Annotated in this window: 4 protein-coding genes and 1 pseudogene; 4 read left to right on the plus strand and 1 reads right to left on the minus strand. The window is 72.2% G+C overall.

Annotation, left to right across the window (positions count from 1 at the left end; all coding sequences use genetic code 11):
- The first annotated feature begins 69 nt into the window (after positions 1-69).
- Both EBH09_RS31150 and EBH09_RS31155 read left to right on the plus strand, forming a co-directional pair.
- Positions 70-1,353: a M14 family metallocarboxypeptidase gene (locus EBH09_RS31150; RefSeq protein ID WP_121750202.1), complete on the plus strand. Its 1,284-nt coding sequence runs from the start codon at positions 70-72 to the stop codon at positions 1,351-1,353.
- An 80-nt stretch (positions 1,354-1,433) separates the two neighbouring features.
- The gene (locus EBH09_RS31155; RefSeq protein ID WP_121750203.1) at positions 1,434-3,164 is read left to right on the plus strand and encodes a BCCT family transporter; all 1,731 of its coding nucleotides are present in this window, start codon (positions 1,434-1,436) and stop codon (positions 3,162-3,164) included.
- Between the two features lie 102 nt (positions 3,165-3,266).
- Here the strand turns inward: EBH09_RS31155 and EBH09_RS31160 are convergent, their stop codons facing one another.
- Positions 3,267-4,220: an FAD-dependent oxidoreductase gene (locus tag EBH09_RS31160; RefSeq protein ID WP_121750204.1), complete on the minus strand. Its 954-nt coding sequence runs from the start codon at positions 4,218-4,220 to the stop codon at positions 3,267-3,269.
- A 66-nt stretch (positions 4,221-4,286) separates the two neighbouring features.
- Here EBH09_RS31160 and EBH09_RS31165 point away from each other — a divergent pair, with 66 nt between their 5' ends.
- Complete coding sequence (locus tag EBH09_RS31165) at positions 4,287-5,321, plus strand: oxidoreductase (protein ID WP_121750205.1); 1,035 nt, start codon at positions 4,287-4,289, stop codon at positions 5,319-5,321.
- Positions 5,322-5,410: 89 nt separating this feature from the next.
- Positions 5,411-6,026: pseudogene (locus tag EBH09_RS39440) on the plus strand (ATP-binding cassette domain-containing protein); the annotation flags it as partial.

The raw sequence follows: 6,026 nt of genomic DNA on the forward strand, positions 1-6,026 counted from the left end.
CCCCGCCCCCGCGCCCCTCGACGGCGTGACCGCGCCGCACACGACCCACCGCGTTCCGAAGGGAGCCCGATGAACCGCCTGCGCACCCTCACCGTGACCACCGCGGCCCTCGCCGCGTCCCTTCTCACCGCGCCGGCCCACGCCGCCGACACCGCACACGACCCGCCCCGCACCGGCTTCGAGAAGACGCACGGCGCCCGCTGGACCAGCCAGCCCGAGGAGCAGGCGCTGCTGGCCGCCGCCGACCGGGCGAGCAGCCGGGTCACCGTCGGCCGCATCGGCACCACGAAGCAGGACCGCCCTCTCCGGCTCGTGACGATCGGCAGGCACTCCGCCCCGAACAAGGTGCTCCTCGTGTGCAGTCAGCACGGCGACGAGCCCTCCGGCCGCGAGGCCTGCCTGTCCACCGTCCGCGACCTGGCCTACGCGACGGACCGGCCGACCCGGCGCTTTCTGGACCGTACGACCGTGCTGGTCGTGCCCACCGCCAACCCCGACGGCCGGGCCGCCGACACCCGCGGCAACAGCGACGGCGTCGACATCAACCGCGACCACCTCGCCCTGAAGACGGCCGAGGCCCGCGCCCTGGCCGCCGTCGTCCGCGACCAGCGCCCCGACGTCGTCTACGACCTGCACGAGTACGGCGCCACACCCCCGTACTACGACAAGGACCTCTTCGACCTCTGGCCCCGCAACCTCAACACCCACACCCGGGTCCACGACGAGGCCCGCACCCTGTCCGGGGCGTACGTCCGCCCCGCCGCCGAGCGGGCCGACCACTCGACCGGCACGTACGGCATCTGGACCGACCCGGTCACGGGCGAACCGATCAAGCAGACCGCCGGCGACGGTCAGGAACGCATCCTGCGGAACATGTCCGGCGTGAAACACTCGGTCGGCCTCCTCATCGAGAGCCGCGTCGACGCGCTCACCGACGCCGAGCGCGAGGACGCGGCCCTGAACAACCGGCGCCGGGTGAACTCGCAGCTCGCGGCCCTGGACGGCATGTTCCGCTACGCGGACCAGCGGCGCGGACGCGTCGAGACGGCCACCGCGGTCGCCCGGTGGTCCGGCCTGGCCGACACCGGACCCGTCTACCTCGGCGGCGCGGACAACGACCCGGCCGAGCCCGCCGAGGTGATCGAGGACCCGCCCTGCGGCTACCGGCTCACTCCCGACCAGTACTCGGAACTGAAGGACGAACTCGCACTGCACGGTGTACAAACGCGTCCGACCGGGGAGAAGGGCGCCTACGTACCGCTGCGCCAGCCGCTGCGCGCCCTCGTGCCGCTGCTCCTGGACGAGCGTGCGACGTACCACTTGACGGCAGGTGAACCCGACACCCGCTGCTGAAGAGGTGAGTTCCGCGTCGCACGTGGTAAGGGCGTAGCGGAGGATTGTTTTCAGCCTCACCGACTTGAAAGGTGCCGCCCGTGACGCAGGACCGACCAAGCGACAAGGAACACCACGAAAGAGGCACGCTGCCGGGTTCGGAAGCGGGCCTGCCGGGGCAGGAGCACAAGCCCCGGACCGACCGCGTCGTCTTCGGCGTCACGGCGGTCCTGACCCTGGCGTTCGTCGTCTGGGGCGTGGCCGGCACGGACTCGCTGGAGGACGCCTCCGGCAGCATGCTCAGTAGCCTGATGCACAACGGCGGCTGGGCGTTCGTGCTGGCCGCCTCCGGGTTCGTCATCTTCGCCCTCTGGCTCGCGGCCAGCCGCTACGGCCGCATCCACCTGGGTGCCGAGGGCGAGAAGCCCGAGTTCCGCACGGTGTCCTGGGTCGCCATGATGTTCAGCGCGGGCATGGGCATCGGTTTGATGTTCTGGGGCGTGAGCGAGCCGCTGGCGCACTTCGACACCGCCCCGCCCGGCACCAGCCCCGCCGACACCGGTGACCGCATGGCGACGGCCATGGCCACCACCCTGTTCCACTGGACGCTCCACCCCTGGGCGATCTACGCGGTGGTCGGCCTCGGCATCGCCTACAGCACCTTCCGCAGGCGCCGCCGGCAGACCATCAGCGCCGTGTTCACCCCGCTCATCGGCGAGAGGCACGCCAACGGCGTGGGCGGCCGGGTCATCGACATCCTCGCCATCATCGCGACGGTCTTCGGCTCCGCGGCCTCGCTCGGCCTCGGTGCCCTGCAGATCGGCTCCGGCGTCGAGAAGCTCGACTGGATGGACAAGGTCAGCACCGGGCTGCTGGTCGGCATCATCGCGGTGCTGACCGTGGCGTTCGTGGCCTCCGCGATCTCCGGCGTCGAGAAGGGCATCCAGTGGCTGTCCAACACCAACATGGTGCTGGCCCTGCTCCTGGTCGTGTTCGTGTTCGTCGCGGGTCCGACCATCCTCATCCTCGACCTGCTGCCGACCTCGATCTTCGCCTATCTCGGCGACCTGCCCGAGATGGCCGGCCGCACCGAGATCAGCGGTGGCGAGGGCGTCGCCGACTGGCTGAGCAGCTGGACCGTCTTCTACTGGGCGTGGTGGATCTCCTGGACGCCCTTCGTCGGCATGTTCATCGCCCGCATCAGCCGGGGCCGGACCATCCGACAGTTCATCGGCGGCGTCATCCTCGTCCCCAGCACCGTCAGCCTCATCTGGTTCGCGATCTTCGGCGGTTCGGCGATGAGGCTCCAGGAGCAGAACCGGCTCGGCGACGAGACGACCCCGGAAGGCCGGCTCTTCGCGGTGCTGCAGGAGTATCCGATCGCCACCGTCACCAGCCTGCTGGTGATGGTCCTCGTCGGCATCTTCTTCGTCTCGGGCGCCGACGCGGCCTCCATCGTGATGGGCACCCTCTCGCAGAAGGGCGCGCTCGAACCCAGCCGCTGGGTGGTCGTGTTCTGGGGCGTGGTGACCGGTGCGGTCGCCGCCATCATGCTCCTGGTGGGCAGCGGCGAGGGAGACGCGCTCACCGGTCTGCAGAACCTGACGATCCTCGCGGCGGCGCCCTTCGTCATCGTGATGATCTTCATGTGTATCGCCCTGATGCGCGACTTGCGCCGTGACCCCCTGATGGTGCGCGGTGAGATGGCCTCCGAAGCCGTCGAGATGGCCGTCATCGAGGGCCACAAGCAGTACGAGGGCGACTTCGAGATCCGCATCGGCCCGGGTCCCGGCACGGACGTGGAGGGCGACCCGATCGGCAAGCACCACTGACCGACGTGGAGTCGCTCGGCAGGGGAACGGGAAGGGGCCGGCACGCACCCGCGTGCCGGCCCCTTCCCCGTCGGAGCGCGCGCCGCCCGGAGTGCGGCACGGTCAGCGGGAGGCCAGCTCGGCCGCCTCCCGCGCGCAGCCCCAGGCCACGGTGACGCCCGCGCCGCCGTGGCCGTAGTTGTGCACCAGCGGCCGTCCGTCCGGCATCCGCTCGCGCTCCAGCCGTACCGCGTCCCGGGCCGGCCGCAGCCCCACCAGGTGCGCGAGCACCCGCGCCCCGGCGATCTCGGGCCGCAGCGCCGCGCACCGCCGTACGATCGCCTCCGCGACGGCCGGGTCCGGCTCGGCCGACCAGGCGTCCTCCTCGGCCGTGCCGCCCAGGACCAGTCGGCCGGGCTGCGGGAAGAAGTACGCCATCTCCCCGGATACGGGATCGGTGGAGACCATCCAGGTCCGGATACCGGGGTTCTCCACGACGACCAATTGCCCGCGCACCGGACGCACGGACGCGTCCGGCACCAGCTCCCGGGCGCCCAGCCCCGTGCAGTTGACCACCACCGGCGCCTCGGCCTCGGCCAGATCGGCAACCGCGCGGGTCTCCACCACACCGCCCGCCGACACCAGCCGCTTCCGCAGCCACGACAGATGAGTCGGCATGTCGATGAGCGGCAGCCGCGCCCACAGCCCCGACCCGCCGTACTCCTCCGCGGTCGCCATCCGCAGGCCCGGCAGCCGTGCGGCCGCCCACGTGTCCGCCTCGTCCAGGCCGGTCTCGCCCAGCACCCCTTCGACCATGCGTACGCCGCTCTCCTCGGGCCGCGCCGCCGCCTCCTCGTACACGTCCAGGGAGCGCAGTGCCCACGACCGCGCCAGCGCGACCGGTTCGATGCGGTACGGCCACCACAGCGCACCCGCGACCGCCGAGGTGGTCCGCTCGACGGGCTCCCGCGTCCACAGCCGCACCCGCCTGCCGCGCTCGGCGAGAACGACGGCCGTCGTCAGCCCGACCACCCCGCCGCCGACCACGACGACTCCGTCATCCAGTTCGGTTTCCACACCGGGACGTTAGCGGAATGCCCCATGCCGTGCGCAGAGCGGTCGCACCCCGGGAATACTCACCGCATGGCTGCCGAGTACGCGACCTTCGCTCTGGCCCCGGCGATGCGCGCCGGTGGCGTCCGGGCCGACGGTGACTACCAGGTCCACCGCGACTTCATGGACTTCGTCGTCGACGGACGTCCCCTGCTGTTCCGCCTCTCCGACCTGGACGCCGTCTCCCCGCTCGCCTCCGACGTGCCTCCCGCGATCCTCACCGCACAGGTCCGCAGCCTGCTCCTGGAGACCGACGCGCCCCTGCCCGGCGGCCGCTACGTCATCTACGCCTGCCCCGAGTGCGAGGATCTCGCCTGCGGTGCGGTGACCGCCGTGATCCGGCGGGACGGCGAAGACTTCGTCTGGCGGGACTTCGCCTGGCAGACCGGCGAACAGGCCGACCTGGAGTTCAACGGCTACCACGGCATCGGCCCGTACCGCTTCCCCGGCGCCGAGTACCGTGCCGCCCTCGCCGCCCTGCTCTCCGGCGGCTCCGCGCACACCCGACGCCGGGTGCTGCTGATCGGCGACCGCGTCGCCCTGCTGGCGAGGCTCGCCGCCGCGCTGCGCACCATCGGCATCGGCGCCGACATCACCCATGACGCCGGTGACGTGACGGCCGACGAACTGCGTGCCTACGGCGCCGTCGCCTTCGGCCGCGCGGTCGCCGAGGAGGAGCGGGCGGCCGTACGCCGTGCCTTCGCGAACGCCGGGGTGGACGTGGCCCACGTCGACGGCCTCGCCCCGATCGTCCCGCTGCTCGTCGCCCAGATCGAGAACGCCCTGGACCGCGGCCCGGCCGAGCGGCGCAGGCTGACCCGCCTGACGGCGACCGGTTCCGCGGCCGATGTAGAGGTCACCTCGGCCTGCCGGGTACGGCTCACCGCGTACCGACTGGACCGCCTGCACCGCGTCCACACCCACGAGGTCTTCGACGGCGTACTCGAACCGGGCGGCCACCGCGTCGACCTGGACGCGAGGACGGTGAAGGGGGAGTCCTTCGTGGTGGCGCGGGCGCCGGGAAGCGTGCTGGTGGCCGCGGTGACGCACGGGAAACCCGGCTGAGCGGGCAGTGGACCACCGCTAAAATCGGCGGTCTGATGACTGCCACCCTCGTCGCAAAGAACCTCGCCGCCGGCCACGGCGACCGCTCCCTGTTCACCGGGCTCGACCTCGTCGTCGCGCCCGGCGACGTGATCGGACTCGTCGGAGCCAACGGCGCGGGCAAGTCCACCCTCCTGCGGATGCTCGCCGGACTGACCGCCCCGGAACAGGGCGAGCTGCGCCTGTCCCCGCCGACCGCCACCGTCGGCCACCTTCCGCAGGAGCCCGAGCGCCGTCCCGGCGAGACGATCCGGGCGTTCCTGGCCCGCCGCACCGGCGTCACCGAGGCGCAGCGCACCATGGACGAGGCCACTCAGGCACTGGTCGACGGTGCTCCCGGCGCCGACGACGCCTACGCGACCAGCCTGGAGCGCTGGCTCGCCCTGGGCGGCGCCGACCTCGACGACCGCGCGGCGGAGACCGCCGACGCACTGGGCCTGACGGTCGGCCTGGACCAGCCGATGACGTCCCTGTCGGGCGGCCAGGCGGCGCGCGCCGGACTCGCCTCCCTGGTCCTCTCCCGCTACGACGTCTTCCTGCTCGACGAGCCGACCAACGACCTCGACCTGGACGGCCTGGAGCGCCTCGAACGCTTCGTGACCGGCCTGCGCGCCGGCACCGTCGTCGTCAGCCACGACCGCGAGTTCCTCACCCGCACGGTCACCA

The sequence above is a fragment of the Streptomyces sp. E2N166 genome, assembly GCF_003671715.1.
Taxonomy (GTDB): Bacteria; Actinomycetota; Actinomycetes; order Streptomycetales; family Streptomycetaceae; genus Streptomyces; species Streptomyces thinghirensis.